This window comes from Pseudoroseicyclus sp. H15, from assembly GCF_054353345.1.
Genome location: NZ_JBTHJE010000001.1, coordinates 273,942 through 294,319, shown reverse-complemented (window position 1 = coordinate 294,319; position 20,378 = coordinate 273,942). Strand labels below are relative to the sequence as shown.

General features: G+C 70.6%; 12 protein-coding genes. 2 read left to right on the top strand and 10 right to left on the bottom strand.

The window, feature by feature from the left end:
- Nucleotides 1–127: 127 nt before the first annotated feature.
- The 3 genes from ACXN5S_RS01315 to ACXN5S_RS01305 form a co-directional block, all read right to left on the bottom strand.
- Nucleotides 128–3,355 carry a DNA translocase FtsK gene (locus tag ACXN5S_RS01315; RefSeq protein WP_458603577.1) on the bottom strand — a complete coding sequence of 1,076 codons (3,228 nt, stop codon included), beginning with the start codon at nt 3,353–3,355 and terminating at the stop codon, nt 128–130.
- Nucleotides 3,356–4,549 carry an aminotransferase class I/II-fold pyridoxal phosphate-dependent enzyme gene (locus ACXN5S_RS01310; protein WP_458603576.1) on the bottom strand — a complete coding sequence of 398 codons (1,194 nt, stop codon included), beginning with the start codon at nt 4,547–4,549 and terminating at the stop codon, nt 3,356–3,358.
- Nucleotides 4,550–4,766: 217 nt separating this feature from the next.
- Entirely contained in the window at nt 4,767–6,086 is a 1,320-nt protein-coding gene (locus ACXN5S_RS01305) for an amidase (RefSeq protein WP_458603575.1), read from the bottom strand.
- 79 nt (nt 6,087–6,165) lie between these two features.
- On the opposite strand from ACXN5S_RS01305, the gene ACXN5S_RS01300 reads away from it, so the two are divergent.
- Entirely contained in the window at nt 6,166–7,368 is a 1,203-nt protein-coding gene (locus ACXN5S_RS01300) for a UbiH/UbiF/VisC/COQ6 family ubiquinone biosynthesis hydroxylase (protein WP_458603574.1), read from the top strand.
- 167 nt (nt 7,369–7,535) lie between these two features.
- On the opposite strand, the gene ACXN5S_RS01295 is transcribed toward ACXN5S_RS01300, so the two are convergent.
- From ACXN5S_RS01295 to ACXN5S_RS01265, 7 genes are all read right to left on the bottom strand, one after another.
- The gene (locus ACXN5S_RS01295; protein WP_458603573.1) at nt 7,536–7,727 is read right to left on the bottom strand and encodes a Trm112 family protein; all 192 of its coding nucleotides are present in this window, start codon (nt 7,725–7,727) and stop codon (nt 7,536–7,538) included.
- Nucleotides 7,724–8,356, bottom strand: coding sequence for an LON peptidase substrate-binding domain-containing protein (locus ACXN5S_RS01290; protein WP_458603572.1), 633 nt, complete (start codon nt 8,354–8,356; stop codon nt 7,724–7,726). The genes ACXN5S_RS01295 and ACXN5S_RS01290 overlap by 4 nt, the downstream gene beginning before the upstream one ends.
- Before the next feature lie 27 nt (nt 8,357–8,383).
- Nucleotides 8,384–9,304, bottom strand: coding sequence for a tetratricopeptide repeat protein (locus ACXN5S_RS01285; RefSeq protein WP_458603571.1), 921 nt, complete (start codon nt 9,302–9,304; stop codon nt 8,384–8,386).
- Between the two features lie 131 nt (nt 9,305–9,435).
- On the bottom strand, nt 9,436–11,451 hold the full coding sequence (gene pbpC / locus ACXN5S_RS01280) for a penicillin-binding protein 1C (protein ID WP_458603570.1): 2,016 nt from the start codon (nt 11,449–11,451) through the stop codon (nt 9,436–9,438).
- A gap of 77 nt (nt 11,452–11,528) precedes the next feature.
- Complete coding sequence (locus ACXN5S_RS01275) at nt 11,529–16,958, bottom strand: alpha-2-macroglobulin family protein (RefSeq protein WP_458603569.1); 5,430 nt, start codon at nt 16,956–16,958, stop codon at nt 11,529–11,531.
- Nucleotides 16,959–17,211: 253 nt separating this feature from the next.
- Nucleotides 17,212–19,266 carry a DNA helicase RecQ gene (gene recQ / locus ACXN5S_RS01270; protein WP_458603568.1) on the bottom strand — a complete coding sequence of 685 codons (2,055 nt, stop codon included), beginning with the start codon at nt 19,264–19,266 and terminating at the stop codon, nt 17,212–17,214.
- Nucleotides 19,267–19,318: 52 nt separating this feature from the next.
- Nucleotides 19,319–19,606, bottom strand: coding sequence for a YggT family protein (locus ACXN5S_RS01265; RefSeq protein WP_458603567.1), 288 nt, complete (start codon nt 19,604–19,606; stop codon nt 19,319–19,321).
- A gap of 141 nt (nt 19,607–19,747) precedes the next feature.
- On the opposite strand from ACXN5S_RS01265, the gene ACXN5S_RS01260 reads away from it, so the two are divergent.
- The gene (locus ACXN5S_RS01260) at nt 19,748–20,287 is read left to right on the top strand and encodes an acyl-CoA thioesterase (RefSeq protein ID WP_458603566.1); all 540 of its coding nucleotides are present in this window, start codon (nt 19,748–19,750) and stop codon (nt 20,285–20,287) included.
- The last annotated feature ends 91 nt before the right edge of the window (nt 20,288–20,378 follow it).

The following is a 20,378-nucleotide window of genomic DNA, read 5'->3' as shown; positions in this document are numbered from 1 at the left end:
ATCAAGCGGAGCGCCTGCGGCGCATTCGATTGGTAGGGCAGGGGGGCTGTCTGCCCCCCTCTTGGCCTGAAGGCCAATTCACCCCCCGAGGATTTTCTCGGAGCAAAGACGAGGGGGGCCGGGGTGGCTAGTGCACCTCGGGGACCAGGACCTCGCGCTTGCCGACATGGTTTGCCGAGCTGACGACGCCGGCATCTTCCATCTGCTCCACAAGGCGGGCGGCCTTGTTGTAGCCGATGGCCAGCTTGCGCTGGATGTAGGAGGTCGAGCACTTGCGATCCTTGGCGACAATCTGCACGGCCTGATCGTAGAGCGCATCCTCGCCGTCGGTATTGCCGCCGAGGCCGAGCACCTCGTCGATGCTGGTGCTGCCCTCGCTCTCGTCGGGGCCCTCCACGACGCCGCCCACATATTCCGGCGGGCCGAAGCCCTTGAGGAAGGTGACGATCTCTTCCACCTCTTCATCGGTGCAGAATGGCCCGTGCACGCGGGTGATGCGGCTGCCGCCGGCCATGTAGAGCATGTCGCCCTGGCCGAGGAGCTGCTCGGCGCCCTGCTCGCCAAGGATGGTGCGGCTGTCGATCTTGGAGGTCACCTGGAAGGAGATCCGGGTGGGGAAGTTCGCCTTGATCGTGCCGGTGATGACATCGACCGAGGGGCGCTGCGTGGCCATGATGAGGTGGATTCCGCTCGCCCGCGCCATCTGCGCGAGGCGCTGGATGCAGGCCTCGATTTCCTTGCCGGCGACCATCATCAGGTCGGCCATCTCGTCGACGATGACCACGATGTAGGGCATCGGCTCGGGCACCGTCTCTTCGGTTTCGAAGATCGGGTCGCCCGTCTCCTCGTCGAAGCCCGTCTGGATGGTGCGCTCGAAATTCTCGCCGCGGGCCAGCGCCTCGCGGACGCGGCCGTTGTAGCCGTCGATGTTGCGCACGCCCATCTTGGACATCTTGCGGTAACGGTCCTCCATCTCGCCGACGACCCACTTCAGGGCGACGACCGCCTTCTTGGGGTCGGTGACGACGGGGGAAAGGAGGTGCGGGATGCCGTCGTAGACGGAGAGTTCCAGCATCTTGGGGTCGATCATGATCAACCGGCATTCCTCGGGCGTCAGCTTGTAGAGGAGCGACAGGATCATGGTGTTGATGGCCACCGACTTGCCCGAGCCGGTGGTGCCGGCGATGAGCAGGTGGGGCATCTTGGCGAGGTTGGCGATGATCGGGTCACCGCCGATATCCTTGCCGAGCGCCAGCGGCAGCTTCTGGTTGCCGTCGCCGAAATCCCGATGCGCGAGGATCTCGCGCAGGAGCACCATCTCGCGGTTGGAGTTCGGCAGTTCGATCCCGATCACCGAGCGTCCCGGCACCGTGGAGACACGGGCCGAGAGGGCCGACATCGAGCGGGCGATATCGTCGGCGAGGCCGATGACGCGGGAGGCCTTGAGGCCCGGCGCCGGTTCCAGCTCGTACATCGTCACGACGGGGCCGGGCTTCACGGCGGTGATCTCGCCCTTCACCCCGTAATCGTCGAGCACCGATTCCAGCATGCGGGCGTTCTCTTCCAGCGCCTCTTCAGAGAGGTGCAGGCGGCGCACGGTGCCGGGGTCTCGCAGCAGGTTCAGCGGCGGGTATTCGTAATCGGCGTATTTGTCTTCCAGCGGCAGGGCCGGCTGTGCCTCTGCCCGGGCACGGGTGGAGGGCGCGGCGGGCTTGCGGGGCGCGGTCTGCACGACCTTCTTCGGCTGCGCCACGGGGCGCTGGGTGCCCTCGGGCAGGGGGGCGGGCATCTCGAAAGCGGCCTCGTCCCAGCCCTCGTCGTCATAGGGTTCTTCGACCAGCGGGTCTTCCGCCGGCGGTATCGCCGGAAGTTCAGCCTGGCGGGTGAGGGGCGGCTCGACCTGCGCGTTGCGGGCCACAAGCGGCGGCTCGGTGCGGGGGCCGCCGGCGCCGGCGAGCTGGTTGAGGATCAGGGGGCGCGGGCCGCGCGGGCGCTCGGGTTTGGGCGGCGGCGGCGGGGCCTGCGCCTCGGTCCGGGCGCGGATGGCGCCGGCGATGCGGGCGCGGATACGGTCTTCCGGCGGCAGGTCGGCTTCGGGCTCCTGCGCGGGGGCGGGCGCCGGCGGCTCGGCCTGGGCCTGCGCCTTGCGGCCGAAGCCGGGCAGGCGCGAGAGGAGGCCGCCCGAAGGAGCGGGCGCGGGCGTGGGGCCGGCCGGGGCAGCGAGGCCTTCGGGCGCGTCGAGGCGGCGGGCGGCGCCGACGCGGGGCATCACGGGCTCCGGCGGGGTGGTGACGGGCGGCTCGCCGCGCAGGCGCGGCTGGCGGTTTGCCCCGGCCGGGGGCTGGCGCGGCTCGGCCCGCAGCCCGCCGGTGGCGGAGGCGTGGCGGGGCGGAGGCGGCATGACATGGCGGCGCGCGGGGGCGCTGGCGGCGGGGGTGTCCTCGTCGCCGAATAGCTCGTCCTCGTAGGGCGGGGCCTCGGCTTCGGGCTCGTCCCAGCTGTCATTGGCATGGACGGTGATCGGTTTGCGGGCGGCGCGGGCCGGCTGTGGCTTCTCCGCCACGCGGACGCGCTTGTCGGAGACGAGGCGGTCGGCGGCCTGCTCTTCTTCCCATTCCGCCTGGCGGCTGAGGGCGGCTTCGCGCCGCTCGGCCATCGCCTCGCGCGCCCGGGCGCCGGCAACGCTGACGCCGCGCAGCCCGACGCTGGCGCCCTGGCCAGCGAGGCGCAGGATCAGCGCGTAGCTCATCACAAGGCCCCAGATGAAGACGCGCCAGCCGAGCTTCAGCTCGGTGCGGGTGAGGCCCAGCACCCAGGCGGCGAGCGCCAGCATGGCGACGCCGGTGATCAGCGAGAGGAGTTTGACGCTGAAGGCGGCGCCAAGCGGCAGCACCGTCAGCAGCACAGCGGTGATCGTGTCGCCGAAGAGCCCGCCGAGGCCGAATTGATGCGGCCAGGTGGTGGGCGGCGTGAGGGTGGAGGCATAGACCGAGGCGAGCGCCACGGCGAAGGGGGTGAAGACCAGGCCCCAGAGGGCCCATTCCTCGCGCCAGTGTCCAGCAAGCCGAAGGCCCCAGACGATGAAGCTGATCGGGATCAGCCAGGCGCCGCGGCCGCAGATCATGATGAGCGGATGCGCGATCGAGGCGCCGAGCCGGCCCATCATGTTCTGCACCGGCGCGTCGGAGGCGACCAGCCAGTTGGGATCGTCAGGCGTGTAGGAGAAGAGCATCGCAGCGGCTGCCAGCCCCAGACCGACGAGCAGGATGCCGATGAGCTCGCGCCCCCGCTTCTCGATTGCCGCCTGCATGTTGCTGTCGAAGAGCGGGTCGCGCCCTCGTGCCTGATATGCCATTTACCCTCGCCTCACGTCTAAAAGGCAGTCGCGAAGCCGCATGAGCCCGCGCTGCATTTCGTCTTTCGGGGCCACCATGGCGACCCTTATGTATCCCCTGCCGGGATTTTCTTCGTTCGTGTCTCGTCCAAGATAAGCGCCCGGCAGCACGGCCACGCCAGCCTCGCGCCAGATCTTCACCGCCGCCGCCTCGCCATCTTCGACCGGCAGCCAGAGGAAGAAGCCGGCCTCGGGCGAAGCATAGCCGGGCAGTTTGCCGAGCAGCTTGTCGGCCATCGCGTATTTCTCGGCATATTGGGCGCGGTTCGCCTCGACATGTGCCTCGTCGCCCCAGGCGCGGGCCGCGACGGCCTGCAGCGGCAGGGGCAGGGGAGCACCGGCATAGGCACGCAGCTGGCGCAGCCGGGCGATGGCCTCGCGCCCGCCGACGGCGAAGCCCGAGCGCAGGCCCGGCAGGTTCGACCGTTTCGACAGCGAGTGGTAGGCCACGACGCGCTCAAGGCTCACGCCCTCTTCCCGGGCAACCTCTAGGATGCCGGTGGGCGGCGCGGTGCGGTAGATCTCGGAATAGCATTCGTCGGCCAGCACGATGAAATCATGCGCCTCGGCCAGACGCAGCAGCTCGCGCCAGTAATCGCGCCCGGCGACGGCGCCCTGCGGGTTCGAGGGCGAGCAGATATAGGCCAGCGCCGCGCGGTCGAGCACCGATTTGGGCAGGCCGGCGTAATCGGGCAGAAACCCGGTCTCGGCCGTGGCGGGCACGTAGACGGGCTCGGCCGAAGCGGCGAGGGCGGCGACGGCATAGACCTGGTAGAAGGGGTTGGGCGTCAGCACGACCGGCGTCTCGCCATTCTTGCGCTCGGGGCAGAGCGCGAGGCCGGCGGCGAAGAGGCCTTCGCGCGTGCCGTTGAGGGCGATGAGATTCTCGGGCGTCAGCTCTTCGCTGCCATAGCGGCGGGCGAGCCAGCCGAGGATGGCCGAGAGCAGCTCGGGCGTGCCCTCGTTGACGGGATATTTGGCGAATCCGGCGAGATTGGCCTGCAACACCTCGGCCAGAAACTCCGGCATCGCATGTTTGGGCTCGCCGATGGACATGGCAATGGGCTCGGCGCCCGGCTGATGGGCGTCGAGCAGCGACCGCAGACGCGGGAACGCGTAGGGAGGGAGCTGCGAAAAGCGCTCGGGAAATGCCATGTCTGCCTCAGTCGGGATCGTTTTCGCCCCGTTTGGGACAAGCCTACAGGCTGCACTTCGGCGCTGTCCAGATTCCGCAGAAGATTTACGGGGTTGCAGGACGGTCTTGTGGCATTTGGGCCAAGAGGTTTGGTGAGTTGCCGAGAGGGGTGGCGGGGTGAACCTCGCCCTACGGGCAAGGGCCAAACGGTGTCGCAAAGCCCCCGAAGGGCGGGCTTCAGCCCGCCATCGCCGCCTCCGCGGCCGCCGCCAGACGCAGCACTAGCCCCTCGCGCCCCGGCAGCGCATTGAGCAGCACGCCGGCGGAGGGCACGCCGGTCGGAAGCGAGATCGAGGCCAGCCCCATCAGGTTCGCCAGCCGCGTGTTGCGCAGGGTGAGCAGGTTGGCCTCGACGTAATAGGCCTCGTCCTCCAGCAGCCGAGCCTTTTGCGGCGGCAGAATCGGAGCGCTGGCGCAGAGCACCGCGTCGTAGCCCGCCGTTGCCGCGGCGAAGTCGGCGCGCAGGGCACGCAGCTTTTCCCAGCCGGCGACGAAGACATGCGCCGGCACGTCGCGCCCCGCCGAGACGCGCTTGAGGATCTGCGGGAACATCTTCTCGGGCGACGGCTCGATCAGCGCGCTCCAGGCGCCCCAGGCCTCGCCGGTATAGAGCGGGCCGGCCAGATCGTAGGCGAATTTCAGCAGCGGCATCTCCCGCCGCTCCACTATCGCTCCGGCCCCTTCCAAAGCTGCCACCGCGCGGGCGAGCCCTTCAGCGGGCGCCGCTTCCAGCCCCTCGCCCACAATGGTCTCCACCAGCAGAAATCGGCGCCCCGCGATGCTGGCGCTCGCAAGGTCCACCGCGGGGCCGCCCAGCGCGGCATAGAGCAGGGCGCAATCCTCGACGCTGCGGGCCAGCGGGCCGATGGTGTCGAACCGCGCGGCGAGGGGGACGGTGCCTGTCAGCGGCAGCGCGCCATGCACCGGCTTGAAGCCCACGATGTCGTTCCAGGCGGCGGGCACCCGGCAGGATCCGCCGGTGTCGCTGCCGATACCGCCCGCTGCCAGGCCGAAGGCGACCGATGTCGCCGCGCCGGAGGACGAGCCGCCGGGCACGACATCGGGGTCATGCACATTGGGCGGCGTCGCCGTGATCGGGTTGAGGCCGAGGCCCGAGAAGGCGATCTCGCTCATATGCGTCTTGCCGAGGCAGACCAGGCCCTCCGCCGTCGCCCTTGCCAGCACGGCGGCATCGCGTTCGGGTACGCGCCCCGCCATCAGCGCGGTGCCGGCCTCTGTGGCCACGCCGGCGCTGTCGAACAGGTCCTTCCAGGAGATCGGCACGCCGTCGAGCGGGCCGCGCCGCGTGCCGGCTTTGGCGCGCGCTTCGGCGGCCCCGGCCTCGGCCATGGCGCGATCGGGCGTGAGGCGGGCGTAGATGTCGTGGCTCTCGGCTGCGGCGGCCAGAAAGGTCTCCGCCAGGGCCACGGGCGAAATCTCGCCCCGGCCGATGCCCCGCCCCAGCGCTGCTGCGCCCATTTGCCGCCACTCGTTCATGCGCGCCCCCTTGCCTGCGGCGAGGCTAACTGCGGCGGCGGCCATGGACAATGCGGTGCGGCGGCGCGACAAAGCCCGCATGCAACGCGCCCTCATCATCGGCGGCGGTTTGGGCGGCCCCGCGCTCGCCCTGGCCCTTGCCAAGGCCGGCATCGGCGCCACGGTTCTCGACGCCCTGCCGGAAGAAACCCGCGCCGCCCCCGGCTTCGACGGGCGCGCCTACGCGCTGGCCCATGCCTCTGTTCGGCTGCTCAAGGCGCTGGGCGTCTGGGGCCCGCTGGCGGAGGTCGCCCAGCCCATCGAAGAGATCAAGGTGACGGATGGTGTGGCCGGCGAGGGCGCCGGGCCGTTCTGGCTGCATTTCGAGCGCGGCGCGCTGGAAGAAGGGCCGATGGGCCAGATGGTGGAAGACCGCCACCTTCGCCCTGCGCTTCTTGCCGCGCTGAAGGACGCTGGTGTGACGCACCGCGCCGGTGCTCGCGTTGTGGCGCAGGAGGTTACTGGCAGCGGGGCTTCGGTCACTTTGGAGAGCGGCGAGGTGCTGGAGGGCACGCTGCTCGTCGGCGCCGATGGCCGGCAGAGCGGCACGGCCTCTCGCGGTGGGCTGAAGCGGCGGGTGACGGATTACGGCCAGATCGCGGTGACCTGTGCGGTGGCGCATGAGCGCCCGCATGAGGGCGTCGCGCATCAGTTCTTCATGCCGGGCGGGCCGCTGGCGATTCTGCCCCTGGCCGGAGATCGCAGCTCGATCGTCTGGAGCGAGCGGGCGGCGCGGGCCGAGGCGCTGATGGCGATGGACGAAGAGGCCTTCCTCGCCGCCCTCCGCCCCGCCTTCGGCTCGCATCTGGGGCAGATTTCGCTGGCCTCGAAGCGGTTCAGCTACCCGCTCGGCCTGTCGCTGGCAGAGCGGTTCATCGCCCCGCGCCTGGCGCTGGTGGGCGATGCCGCGCACGGGCTGCACCCGCTCGCGGGCCAGGGGCTGAACGCCGGGCTGCGCGACGTGGCGGCGCTCGCCGAGGTTCTGGCAGCGGCGCAACGGCGCGGCGAGGATATCGGCGCGGCGCCCGTGCTGGCGCGCTACCAGAGCTGGCGCGGCTTCGATACGGCGGCGCTGGCGATGGCGACGGACGGGTTCAACCGACTGTTCTCGAATGACAATCCGCTGCTGCGCGCGGCGCGTGGGCTGGGGCTGGGGGCGGTCTCTGCCATGCCGGGGCTGCGGCGCGGGCTGATGCGCGAGGCCGCCGGGCTGACGGGCGATCTGCCGCCGTTGATGCGGTAGGCGGCGTGGGTTTGGCGGGCTGAAGCCCGCTCTACGATATTGGCGCGGCGGCCCACCCTTTGCTCCGTAGGGCGGGCTTCAGACCGCCATCTCCCCTCGCCCGGTGTCTGCGGCTTGATTCCGTGCGGGGATCGGAGCGGACGGGAAAGCGCTGAGGAGGAAGGGCCCTAATCCTCCGCCTTCAGGTTCCGCGCCTCTTCCGTCAGCATCACGGGGATGCCGTTGCGGATGGGGTAGGCGAGGCCGATGGCGCGCGAGACCAGCTCCTGCCGGCTCTTGTCGTATTGCAGCGGCCCGCGGGTTTCGGGGCAGACCAGCGCCTCGAGCATGCGGGGGTCGAAGGCGGGCTCCCGGCTCATTGCATCCGCTCTTCGCCGCTGCCGCCGCGGAGCGAATACTCGATCAGTGCCTCGAGCACCTCGCGGCGCTGGGTTAGGCCCGGAGCTTCCAGCAGCGCCTGTTTGTCCTCTGGCTCGAAGGGGCAGAGCATCGAGAGGGCGTTGATCATGATCTCGTCTTCCGCCGCCTCCAGCGCGTCCCAATCGGTCGAGAGCCCCTCGGAATCGAAGAACCGGCGCAGCAGCCCGAGAAAGGCGGTGCGGTCGAGCGCATTGTCCGCCTCGGCGGGGCCACGGTCGGCGCGGAAATCCCACCAATCCACCTTGGCGCGGGGATAGGGGGTGAAGGTTTCCAGCTCTTCGAGAACCCGGAAGCGCGAGCGGCCCATGAGGGTGATCATGTAGCGGCCGTCTTCCGTTTCGGTGAAGCTGGTCACCCGACCAGCGCATCCGACCTGATGCAGGCTCTCGTCGTCGCGCGTGGGCTGGATCATCCCGATCAGCCGCTCGGGCGATTTGAGCACATCGTCCATCATCGCCAGATAGCGCGGCTCGAAGATCTGCAGGGGCAGCCGGGCGCGGGGCAGCAGCACCGCCCCCGGCAGGGGGAAAAGGGGAATCGTGTCGGGGTAATCGGCGGCTCGGCTCATGACGTCCAAGCTAGCGCGGCCGCCCCCTCAGGCAAAGATCATCGACGACAGCCGCCGCCGCCCCGACTGCACCACCGGGTCTTTCGGGCTGAGCGCCTCGAATATGGTGAAAAGCTGCGTCTTAGCAGCGCCGTCGTTCCACTCGCGATCACGGCGGAAGAGTTCCAGCAGCTCGTCGACAGCCTCCTTCGTCTGGCCAGAGGCATGCAGCGCCGTGGCCAGATCGTAGCGGGCCTGATGATCCGCCGGGTCGGCCTCGACCTTCGCCTTGAGGTCCGAGACGGGGCCGGCCTCCTCGGCCTGGCGGGCGAGAGCGATCTGGGCGCGGGCCGCCTCGACCTCGGGCGCGGCGTGGATCGACGCGGGCGCACCATTGAGCACCGCTTCGGCCTGACCGAGATCGCCGAGCGCGATGTAGCAGCGGATCAGCCCGCCATAGGCCGCGGCATTCTCGGGCTCTTCGCCGAGGATGGCGGCGAAGGTTTCGGCGGCATCGGTGGCGGCGCCCTGCGCCAGCATCTCTTCGGCGGCAGTCAGCGCCTCGGCGAGGCCGTCGTCATTTCCGCCCTCGCCGCCGGCCAGTGCGGCCTGCTTCTGCACGAAGGCCTCGACCTCGGAGCCGGGCAGCGCGCCCTGGAAGCCATCGACCGGCTGGCCCTGCCAGAAGGCGTAGACGGTGGGGATGGATTGCACGCGCAGCTGGCCCGCATAGCCGGGGTTCTGGTCGACATCGATCTTCACCAGCTTCACGGCGCCGTTTGTTTTGGCGACAGCGGCCTCGATGGCCGGGCCGAGCTGGCGGCAGGGGCCGCACCATGTCGCCCAGAAATCGACGATGACGGGTGTGGTCTGCGAGGCCTCGACGACCTCCTTCATGAAGTTCGCGTCTGTCCCCTCGATGACGGGGCTCGCGGCGGCGGGTTTGCTGGTTTCGCCCATGCCAAGCATGATCTGCTCCCTTCGGGAATTCCGGTTGGCCCCTATATGTGCGCGCCGGCTCAGCGTTTAAAGCGGAAAGCCCGCCGCGGGGCGCGGAAACCATATGGTTTCCGTCCGCGATTTCCATATGGAAATCGCTGCTAGCGCAGCTCGACCTGCGCCGAGGCGGATCGCCCGGCGGAATCGATGACCGTCAGGGAAGAGAAACCCGCGCCCAGCGCCAGGGGCACGTCGCGCCGTTGGCTCTGTGCGACAACCGCGCCATTGGCGAGCCAGGTGAACGGCGCCTGCCCGTCACTCACCCGCGCGATCAGCTCCGCCCCTTCCACCAGCGCCCCGTCGGGCGGGAAGGCGATGCGCGGCCCGGGAGCTGCCGCCGCCGCCCCCTCGGGCGCAAAGCGGCGAAGCGGGGTGGGCAGTGAGGCATTGGCGAGGATCAGCGTCTCCGGCGGGGGCGGCGGCAGGGGCGTGCGCGGCCCCTCGATGCGCTCGAAGGCGGCAAACAGCACCGGCGCCGCTACCTCGCCGCCGAAGGCGCCGGGAACCGGCGTGCCATCGGCGCGGCCCATCCAGACGGCGATCACATGCGCGCCGTCATAGCCCACCGCCCAGGCATCGCGGTGCCCGTAGGAGGTGCCGGTCTTGTAGGCGATCTCGTCTTCGCGAATGCCGAGCGGCCGGGGCACCTCGCTGAGGATATCCGTCACCTGCCAGGCGGCGGCGCGGTTCATCAGCTCGGTCGGGCGGTAGCCGGGCGTCGGAGCGGGGGTAGAGCGCAGATCCGCCCTTGTGCCGCCTTCGGCGAGGGCGGCGTAGAGGCCGGTGAGATCGGTGAGGCTCATCCCCAGCCCGCCGAGGGCGATGGCGAGGCCCGGCGCCTCGTCGTCCGGCAGCTGCGGTGAGGCGCCCGAGCGGATCAGCGCCGAATACAGGTGCTGCGGGCCCATCGCGTCGAGCAGCGCCACGGCGGGCAGGTTGAGCGAGAGCTGCAGCGCCTCGCGGGCGCGGATGTCGCCGCGGAACAGCCCGTCGAAATTGCGCGGCCGGTAGCCGGCGAAATCCATCGGCCGGTCGGAGAGGATGGTCTCGGGATGCGCCAGCCCCCGGTCGAAGGCGAGGCCGTAAATCACCGGCTTCAGCGTCGAGCCCGGCGAGCGCGGGGCGCGCGTCATGTCCATGAAGCCCTCGCGGGCATCGGCGGCATAGCCGGCGGAGCCGACGGAGGCGAGAATCTCGCCGCTGCGGTGGTCGGCGACGAGGATGGCGATCTGCTCGCGGCTTCCGGCCTCGTGCGCGGCGCGGGTGGCGAGCGCCTCGATGCGGGCCTGCAGGCCGGCGTCGAGCGTGGTGGCCACCACCTCTGCCAAGGGGTCGCTGGCGCGGGCATGGTCGGCCAGATGCGGGGCGAGCAGCGGGAAGTCGCGGCGGCCCTGCGGCGAGGGCTCCGTCAGCGCGGCGAGGCGGGCCTCTTCGGTGATGATCCCGGCGCCCTCCATGCGCGCCAGCACGCGGTCACGGGCGGCATGGGCGGCCTCGGGGTGCCGGTCGGGCCGGCGGGATTCGGGCGCCTGCGGCAGGGCGACGAGCAGCGCCGCCTCCGCCGCCGTCAGCCGCAGGGGCGGCTTGCCGAACCACGCGTAGGAGGCGGCGCGCACCCCCTCGATATTGCCGCCGAAGGGCGCCCGGTCGAGGTAGATCTGCAAGATCTCATCCTTGCTCAGCCGCCGCTCCAGCGCCAGCGCGACGCGGATCTGGCGGAACTTGCCCTCCACCGTGCCGGTCGGCCCCTCTTCCAGCAGCCGCGCCACCTGCATCGTCAGCGTCGAGCCGCCGGCGACGAAGCGCTGGTAGCGCAGGGCCTGCCAGAAGACCCGCGCCATGGCGGTGAAATCCACCCCGCCATGCTCGCGGAAGCGCTTGTCCTCGTAGCGGATCAGCATGTCGATATAGTCCGGGTCGACCGCATCGAGGCTCACGGCCAGCCGCCAGCGGCCGTCGGCGACGGTATAGGCGCGCAGCAGCTCTCCATGCCGGTCGACCACCTCGGGGGAGTGGGTCGCGGCCAGCGGAGGCAGATCGGTGGCGTCGATCCAGGCATCGAACTTGTCGTGCCCGTAGGCCCCCAGCCAGAGGAGCAGCGCCAGAGCGAAGAGCACCGCCGCCGCCGGGCGCGAATTCCGCGCGGAATTCGTGCACGGAATTCGCGCGAATTCCGGCTCCCGGTCCGGCTGGCTCACTCCGTCACCACCACCTGGCCCGGGCCGGTCTGCGCGCGCATCTGCGGCCGGTACATGTCTTCGACGCTGGCCGCGGGGTGGTGGTAGCTGCCGGGCGAGACGGCGCGCACGATATAGGCCAGCCGGAAGGGCTCATCCGAGCGCCAGTCCACCGCCGCCAGAAAGCGGTCGGCGCGGAACTGGGCGCTTTCGGCATAGGCCGGCTCCAGCCAGGCGAGGCCGGAGAGATCGCCGGCCGAGATCAGGTTCGGGTTGTCGATCTCGAAGCCCGCGGGCAGCGGATCGTTCACCATCAGCCGCGCCTCCTGCCGGCCATAGGGCGTGACGGTCAGCACGGTGACCAGCCGCGTCCCGGCGGCGACCTCTGTCGCCTGCACGGCGTCGCCCTCCAGCGTGTAATAGGCCCGCTCGATCGCATAGCCGTTGCCGCCCGCAGGCTCCGGCACCTCGGGCACGCCGAAGATTGTCACCGTCAGCTCTGTGGCGTCGCCGGCGTTCGCCACCGTGATCGAGGCCGCGCCGCTGCCCTGCTCGCGCAGGCGCACCAGCGGCCCTTCGGGCGGGGCGCCGTTCACGGTGAGGCCGGTCTCGCGCAGGTCGTCGATCAGCGCATCGGCGGCGAGGAGAGACCATGTCGCCTCCTGCGTTGAAGGCTCGCCCGCCGCCAGCTCGGCGGAGAGCTGGCGCGACAGGCCCTCGCGGTCCACCGCCTCGCTGCCGGCCTCCACCGCCAGCGCCAGCACGGCGGCGAGGTCGCGCCGCTGGGTGCCGTAGTCGATGCGCCAGACAGAGCCGTCGGGCTCCGGCGGCGCAGCCTCGATCTGCCTCTCGGCGCGGGCGAACATCGCGTCGGCCCGGCGCTGGTCGCCGTAGAAGGCGAGCGCCGCGCCCAGCTGGGCCGCCGCCATCGGCGTGGTGAAGGCGCCGGCACGCTCGTCGGCGAAGTAGCGCAGGTCGCCCACTGCCGCCTGGCCCTCGCGGGCCAGCACGAAGAGCGCATAGGCGATCTCCTGCCCGCCCTCTTCGAAATCGGGGGCGTAGTTCACCCGGTTGCGCAAATTGTCGAGCGCCTGCCGCATGGCGAGGTCGGGCACCGCGTAGCCCTGCGCGCGGGCGCGGGAGAGGAAATCGGTGACATAGGCATCGAGCCACAGATCGCCCGAATAGGCGCCCCAGAGGCCGAACGCCCCGTTCGCCGCCTGATTGCCCAGCACATCCCGGATCGCCTCGGTCACCCGCTGGCGCACCTCCGGCTCGGCGGCGAGGCCCATCGCCTGAGAGACCTCGGAGAGGTAGAGCAGCGGCAAGGCGCGGCTCGCGATCTGCTCGGTGCAGCCGTAGGGGTAGCGGTCGAGCGCGGCGAGCAGGCCGGGCGCATCGAAGCTGGCCAGCGGGCCGACGGAGAGGGTCGCCTCGCCGGTGCCGGGCTGGAAACCCGCGAAGACCTGATCGTTGAAGGTGAAGGTCTCGCCCCCGCGCAGCTCGAAGCGCGAGAGGCGCATCACCGCGGGGTCATGCGCCTCGACTCCCAGCTGCAGGCGCTTCTCCAGCACCTCGCCGCCGGGGGTGGTGATCCGGATGTCGAGCGTGGCGAGGCCGGGGTCGCCGGCGGTGATGCCGAGGCTCTGCACCCAGCGCCCGCCCTCGGTGAGTTCGGCGGTGAGGGTGGTGGGGCCGGCAACGGAGAGGCCATTGGCGGAGACCTCTACCGTGGCTTCGCCCACAGGCCCCTCGGCATGGGTCAGCTCCAGGAGCAGCCGCGAGCTATCGCCGGGCGACAGGAAGCGCGGCAGCGTGGCGGAGAGCACGACCGGGTCGCGCACGACCACCTCGTCGCTGGCCTGGCCCACGCCCGTGGCGCTCCATGCCACGGCCATGAGCTTCACCGTGCCGTTGAAGGCGGGCAGGTCGAAGCCGACCTCGGCCCGGCCATCGGCGCCGACGCGCACGGGGCCGGCGAAGAAGGCCAGCAGCTCCTCGGTGGGCGGCGGCGCTTCTGCCGCCATGGCCGCGGCGCCGTCGCCGCCGGAGCGGACAAGGCCCATCGCGCCCTGCAGCCCGTCGATGAGACGGCCGTAGATATCGCGCAGCTCCACGCCGAGACGGCGCTGGCCGAAGTAATGCCCGGAGGGGTCGGGCGCCTCGAAGCCGGTGAGGTTGAGGATGCCCACGTCGACGGCGGCGAGGGTGACATAGGCCTCTTCGCCGGGCGCGAGGCCCTCGATCTGCACGCCGGTAGTCAGCCGCTCGCGGGGGCGCACCTCCGCCGGCAGGTCGAGGCTGACGGAAAGCTGGCGCGCGCCGGGTTCGACGGCGGCGTAAGCGATGCCGAGGGCGCGGGCGGGGTTGTGGCCGGCCTCTACATCCATCGGCCGCAGGACGGAGGCGGAGACGTAGGCGCCGGCGCCCCACTCCTCCGTCACCTCCAGCGGGATCAGGTTCTCGCCCTCGGTGACCTCCACCGCCTCGATATGCACGACGCGATTGGTCAGCACGCTGACGAGCGCGGTGCCGGCATAGCGCGGCACGATGCGGAAGGTGGCGGTCTCGCCGGGGGCGTAGCTCGGGGCATCGAGCGAGGCGTCCAGCACATCGGGCGTGTCGGCGGCGCCGTCGGGCACGTACCAGCCGGCATAGAAGCTCATCGACGAGGCGACATAGGCGCCGCCGGGGCGTTCGACGATGATCTCGTATTCGCCCCAGTCGACCTGGGCGGAGACCTCCACCGGCTCGGCGCCGAGCGTGGCCTCGCCTTGCGCGATGCGCTGGCGGGTGGTCACCGGCTCCCAATTCCAGCTGCCGTTCAGGCGATACCATTGGTAGCGGGTCTCGATGCGGTTGACCGTCCACTGCACGTCCATCGGCGCGGGGCTGAGATCAGGGGACAGGCCGATGAGGCTGAAGCGCGGGGTGCTGCCCTCGTCGATGACGTCGTCGCCAAAGGCCGGGCGGATGCCGATCATGGGCTCGTCGGGCAGCACGGTGGCGGTGGTGCGGCGCTCGACCGGGCGGCCCGAGAGCTCGGCGACGCGGGCAGTGACGCGCAGCTCCAGGGGCTGGCTGATGCCGCTGGCCTCTGGCAGGGCGAGGTCGATGCCGGCGGAGCCGTCCGCCGCCGTCTGCCAGCCGCCGAAGCTGTCGGCGCGGGGCTCGAAGGGCGCGTCGTAAAGGCCGAAACGGTAGCCGGGGAAGGCCGCGATCTCGCGCTGGGCGGAGAGCACCAGCTCGCCCTCGACCGGCAGCTCGGCGGCGGGGGCGCCGAAGAGGTAATCGGCCTGAAGATTGAGGCGCGGCACGTCGCCGAGGGCGATGGTCTGCGGCAGGGACAGGTCGAAATCGAGACGCTCGGGCAGGAAGTCCTCCACCAGCACAGAGGTGGTGGCGAGCGGCGGAGCTTCGAGATCGCTCTTCATCTCGATTCGCCAGGGGCCGCGGGGGGCGGTCTCCGCCACCGGCAGGGCGAAGACATGGCCGCCGAGGACGCCTCCGGGCGAGGTCTGGCGGGCATATTCCACCCCGTCGGGGCGGTAGAGGATGGCGGTGAGCGGCACGCCCTGCAGCGCTTCCACCTCGTCACCGCGCATCAGGGCGGTGGCGAAGATGGTCTCGCCGGCGTGGTAGGCGCCCCGGTCGGTGGTGAGGAACACGTCGATCGGCCCCGCTGCCTCGCGCCCCTCGACGCCGCGGTCGGAGAGGTCGAAGGCCGGGTCGGTCAGCGATAGGAAGGCCATGTCGGCCTCGCCGTTGCGCACGCTCACCAGCCCCGGCGCCGCGCCGCCGGTACCGCGCACCAGCCCGGCCTCGAAGCTCGCGAAGCCCTCCGGCCCCGTCGTGGCGGTGCCGAGCACGGCATTGGCGCGCGACAGAAGCTGCACCTCGGCCCCCTCAACCGGCCCCGCCGTGGCGAGGGAGCGGATGGCCACGGTCAGACCGTCGGCGCCCTCCATCGTGGTCAGGCCGAGATCGGAGAGGATGAACCATTGCGCCGCGGGCACGTCGTCATAAGGGTCGGCGCCCGGGATTGCAGCGGTCAGCACGTAAAGGCCGGGGGCCTGCCCCGCCAAAGCCTCGCTCATCGGCAGGCGGGTGGTGACGTCTTCGTTGAGCGGGGCGGCAAGCTCTGCGCTGCCTTTCCAGATCTCTTCGCCGAGCTGGCCGTTGAGGTAATCGGTCGCCCAGGGGCCGACGCGCTCGCCGAAGTAATCCTCCTGCATGGCGCGCAGGATGTTGCGGTCGGAGACGGCGTAGAGCGTGAGGTCGAGCCCATCGAGGTTGACCGTCTGCACCGGCAGCGCGATCTCGCCGAGCGCCGGCAGCACATAGGCGCGCGAGGGGAAGGTGACGCCCGGGCTGCGGTCGCGCACATATTGCGTGACCTCGACGGGGGCCTGCAGCGTCTCGCCGCTTGCCGCCGGCAGGCCGGTGCGGAAGATCAGGCGGTAGCGGTCGCCATGGGTCACGCCGTCGATGCAGAGCTGCGGGCCGTCAACCTCGACCGTCAGCGCTTCGCTGGGGAGCTGCACGTAGGGGCCGTAATCGACGCCGGCCTGCACGAGGGTTTCGGAGAACTCCGCGCAGATGCGGGGGCGGGCGCTGTCACTCTCGACATCTGTGTTCACGATACGGAAGCCGTAGAGCCCGATGGCGCGGTCGAGCGCATCGGTGATGTCGCGGCGGGGCTGGATGCTCTGCGCACGGCGGAGAGCTGGAACCATGTCGCGGCCGCGGCCATCCTGCTCCAGCGCCTGGGCCAGATCGTAGAGCGCCGTGGCCTGCTCGGCCGGGTCGCCGGCGCGGAGGTAGGCGTTGACGAGGGCAGGCACGGCACGACCCCGTGCGGTGTCGATCTCCTGCCCCGACCCGTCGCCGGCCGTTCTGGCGAGGTTGCCATATTCGAGCCAGAGCGCGGCGCGATCCTCCAGCGAGACGGCGGCGCCGAGAAGACGCAGGCGCGCCATGTCACTGCTCTGCGCCGACGCGGCCTGCAGCAACTCGGTGACGTTCAGGCCCTCGGACGAATGGTAGCGGCCGATCATCAGGGCGAGATCGTAGGCGGCGCGAATCGTGCCCTCGCCCAGGAAGGCCAGGTCGGCGGCGCGCGCTTCAGCCTGAAGCAGGGCCTGGGGCGAGGCCGCGACGATATTGGCCGAGATGGCGCCGTCATAGGGCACAGCCTCGCTGACGCCGCCCTTGAGGAAGCACGAATTGTTGCGCTGGTTGAAGGTGAAGGCTTGGCACTGGCTGTTGCCGAGGCAGGCCGCCTGGCAGGCATCGAGCGTGGTGTCGAAAAGCTGCTGCAGATCGGCGCCGTAGAAATCGAGATTGCGCGAGACGGCCGGGTGCCGCTCGGGCATGGCCGGCCCCTCCTGCGCCTGGGCGGTGGCGCCTGCGAGAATGAGGAGAGCGGAGAAGAGCGCGCGCAGCATCGAAGTGACCTCCCGGGACCGGTGCCGCACCGTCGCACGGGGCGCACGAGTCGGACAAGCACGGGCGCGTGAAGGCGAGGTGGGGTTTTCCACCAGGCGCCGTGCAGCGGAGCGCCTTTGGCGCATTCTTTTCAGTGCGGTGGGGGCGCTGCCCCCACACCCCCGGGATTTATTGGAGCAAAGACAGGGGGGTGGGGCGGGCGGCGCTCGGCTGGGGATCGAGTGGGCGCCTTGGGCTGGCGGAGTGGCGGGGCTATTCGGCCAGCAGGATCTCGAGAAAGGCGGGGCCGAAGCGCTCTGTGGCGCGCTCGCCGATGAGGCGGGAGAGGGCAGGCAGATCCGCGGGCCGGGTTTCGGCGACGCGGGAGAGTGCGGCGGCGGGGAGCGACATGGGCTTGTCGGTGCCGGCGGGGCCGCGGGCGAGGGCGAGTGCGGCCTCCTGCAGGCGATCATAGAGCGCGCCGGCGTCGCGGCCGGCCAGCTTCATGCGGCGGGGGTGCAGCTCTTCGGCCTCGCCGGCGATGACCTGCAGGAAATCGGCGCCGTACTTTGCCAGCTTCTTGCCACCGACGCCGTTGATGCGGGCGATCTGATCCATGTTGGAGGGGCGGGCCTCGGCCATCTCGATCAGCGTCTTGTCGGTGAAGATCATGTAGGCGGGCAGGCCCTGGGCCTCGGCCAGCGCGCGGCGCTTGGCCTTGAGGGCGGAGAGGAGCGGGGCATCCTCCTCCTTCACCATCTCGCGCACGCGGGGGGTGGGCTTGCTGGCGCGGGTCATGGAATCGCGCCGCAGGGTGACAGTCGCCTCGCCGCGCAGGACGGGGCGCGCGGCCTCCGTCATGCGCAGGGCGCCGTGGCGGGAGGGATCGGGGCGGATGAGGTCACGCGCCTGCATCTGGCGGAAGATCGCCTGCCATTCGGCCTTGGACCATTTGGCGCCGACGCCGAAGGTGGGCAGCGCGTCATGCCGCCACTGGGTGACCTTGTCTGTCGCCGTGCCGCGCAGGATGTCGATGAGATGGCCGCTGCCGAAACGCTCTTCGCTTCGGAGGGCGGCGGAGAGCGCCATGCGCACCGGCTCTGTCCCGTCGAAGACATCGGGCGGCGCGTCGCAGAGGTCGCAATTGCCGCAGGGCTCGGCGAGGGTTTCACCGAAATAGCTGAGCAGCACTTGCCGGCGGCAGCCGAGCGCTTCGGCGAGGCCGAGGAGGGCGTTGAGGCGGCCATGGTCGGCCGCCTTGCGCTCGTCGGGCGCGAGGCCCTCGTCGATCTGCTGGCGGCGGTAGCGGATATCGTCGGGGCCGAAGAGGGTGAGCGTTTCCGCGGGGGCGCCGTCGCGGCCGGCGCGGCCGATCTCCTGGTAATAGCCCTCTATGCTTTTCGGCAGGTCGGCATGGGCGACCCAGCGGATGTCGGGCTTGTCGACGCCCATTCCGAAGGCGATGGTCGCGGCCACGACCAGCCCGTCCTCCTGCTGGAAGCGGCGCTCGCCCTCGCGGCGCTGATCGGCCTCCATGCCGCCATGGTAGGCCAGCGCCGGGATGCCGGCCTTGTTCAGCGCGTCCGCCAGCCCCTCTGTCTTCGCCCGCGTGCCGCAATAGACGATACCGGACTGGCCCTTCCGGGCGCTGGCGAAATCGAGGATCTGCCGGCGGGGGCCGTCCTTCGCCGCGAAGGCGAGGTGGATGTTCGGCCGGTCGAAGCCGCGCAGGAAGGTGCGGGGCGGCGCCTCGAAGAGCTTGCGGCCGATCTCCTCGCGCGTCTCTTCATCCGCCGTGGCGGTGAAGGCGGCGAGGGGAACGTCCAGCGCGCGCTTCAGCTCGCCGATGCGCAGGTAATCGGGGCGGAAGTCGTGGCCCCACTGGCTGACGCAATGCGCCTCGTCCACCGCGATGAGGCCCACCCCGGCGCGGCGGAGCATCTGCGGCACGCCGCCCGCGGCCAGCCGCTCGGGCGCCATGTAGAGAAGGCGAAGGGTGCCGGCTTCCAGCCCCGCCCAGACGGCATCCGTCTCTTCGGGCGTGTTGCCGGAGGTGAGCGCACCGGCCTCGACGCCGGCCTCGCGCAGCGCCCGCACCTGATCGCGCATCAGCGCGATGAGGGGAGAGATGACGAGCGTGACGCCGCCGCGCATCAGCGCGGGGAGCTGGTAGCAGAGCGACTTGCCGCCGCCGGTGGGCATGATGGCCAGCACATCCTCGCCCGCCGCCACGGCGGAGACGATCTCTGCCTGGCCGGGCCGGAAGGCGGTGAAGCCGAAGATGTCGTGGAGGAGCTGCTCTGCCCCGAGATTGCTGCCGTCTGCCATGCCCCGGCTTACCGCTGCCGGGGCCGGGGCTCAATGCGCAGGATTTGGGGGGCTAGTAGAACAGCGCCGCGTTGTTCCGCAGCAGGATCTCGATGATGTAGATGATGATCAGCGCAACGAGGGGCGACAGATCGAGCCCGCCCATGTTGGGCAGAATGCGGCGGAGCGGGCCGTAGAGCGGCTCAAGCAGGCGCGACAGGCCGTACCAGATCTGGCTGACGAGCGGCTGGCGCACGTTGAGCACCTGGAAGCTGATCAGCCACGACATGATGAAATGGGCGAAGATGAAGAACTTCGCGATGCTCAGCAGCAGCATCAGGATCTGGAACAGCGACGTCATGGGCATCTCCCTCGGGCCGGAAATCACCTAAGCGCTAGGGGGCGCGCGCGCAACAGGGGGCCGGCAACATCGTGACCTTGGGTTAAACTTGACCGAAGCGGGGCCGGGCGCGAGGCCTTGGGCCAGATCAGGGGGCGAGCAATGTATCCGTTCATCCGCATGTGGCGCGGCATCGCGCAGGCCAAACGGCTGCCGAAGCTGGGCTTTCACGAGACGCAAGTGACCCATCATCGCATCTGGCCGCAGGATATTGATCTGTGGATGGAGCTGAACAACGGGCGCACCTTCACGCTCTACGATCTCGGCCGCCTGCCCTTTGCCTACCGCATCGGGCTGGCGGATGTGCTGAGCGCCAATGGCTGGGGTATGACGGTGGCGGGCTCGACCATCCGCTACCGGCGGCGGCTGCGCACCTTCGAGCGGGCCGAGATGCGCACGCGCAATGCCGGGTGGGACGAGCGGTTCTTCTACATCGAGCAGAGCATGTGGAACGAGACGGGAGAGGCGGCGAACGCGGCGCTGATCCGCATGGCGGTGACTGGCAAGGGCGGCATCGTCCCGCCGGCGCAGGCGGTGGCCGCGATGGGGGAAGACCCGGCGCTGCCCGAGTTGTCGGATTGGGTGAAGACCTGGGTGACGGCAGAGGCGGCGCGGCCCTGGCCGCCGATGCAGGAGGGGTAGGGGGGAGGAGCGCCTGATCCCTGTCGCAACGGTGCCGCGCTGGGCGAGCGCCTGCCCGTGGGGTGGCGCCAAGACGAAGCCGCTTCTCGGT